This is a genomic window from Mesorhizobium sp. P2_D1 (assembly GCF_056404455.1).
This window is the reverse complement of sequence record NZ_JBFUDZ010000181.1, coordinates 1-655: the sequence shown is the minus strand read 5'-3', so window position 1 is coordinate 655 and position 655 is coordinate 1. Positions and strand designations below refer to the sequence as shown.

The following is a 655-nucleotide window of genomic DNA, read 5'->3' as shown; positions in this document are numbered from 1 at the left end:
GTTCAAGACGGTCACCGCCGTGTCGGCCGAGCCCGCTACGCTGACGGGGCCGGACTTCGTCGCCATCGACGCGCGGTGGGGCCAGATCGCGACGTGGGCGGCAATCAAGCGCGCCGGCGGTCCGCTGACGGACGCCAACCTACTTGCCGCGCTCGACTTGAAGCGCACCGATCAGGGCGCTATCGCCAAGGTGGCGCCTGACAAGGCGCTTTTCGCCGGCATGCTTGTCCGTACGGTGGTCATGGCCGCCTGGGTGACACTCATCTGCCTGATCGTCGGCTTCCCGCTCGCCTATTTCATAGCCAGCTCACCGCCACGGCGGGCCGGATTTCTGATGATCTTTATTCTCCTGCCGCTGTGGACATCCATACTCGTGCGAACCCTGTCCTGGACCGTCCTCCTGCAACGCGAGGGCATCGTCAACGCCGTGCTTGCGGGGCTCGGTGCAGGTGGCGCGCCGTTCGACCTCATGTTTAACCGTATGGCAGTCTATGTCGGAATGACGCACATTCTGCTGCCGTTCATGGTCCTTGCCATCTTCAGCGTCATGAAAGCGTTCCCCGACGGCTATCTGAGGGCGGCATCCTCGCTGGGTGCCAAGCCGTTCACGGTGTTTCGCCGCGTCTACCTGCCCCTGGTTATGCCTGGCGTGGTG

General features: G+C 63.8%; 1 protein-coding gene. It reads left to right on the top strand.

Annotated elements, in window-relative coordinates; all coding sequences use genetic code 11:
- Window positions 1-655 (top strand): ABC transporter permease (locus AC1D0I_RS32855; RefSeq protein WP_477400227.1); only part of this gene is annotated, 655 nt, incomplete at both ends.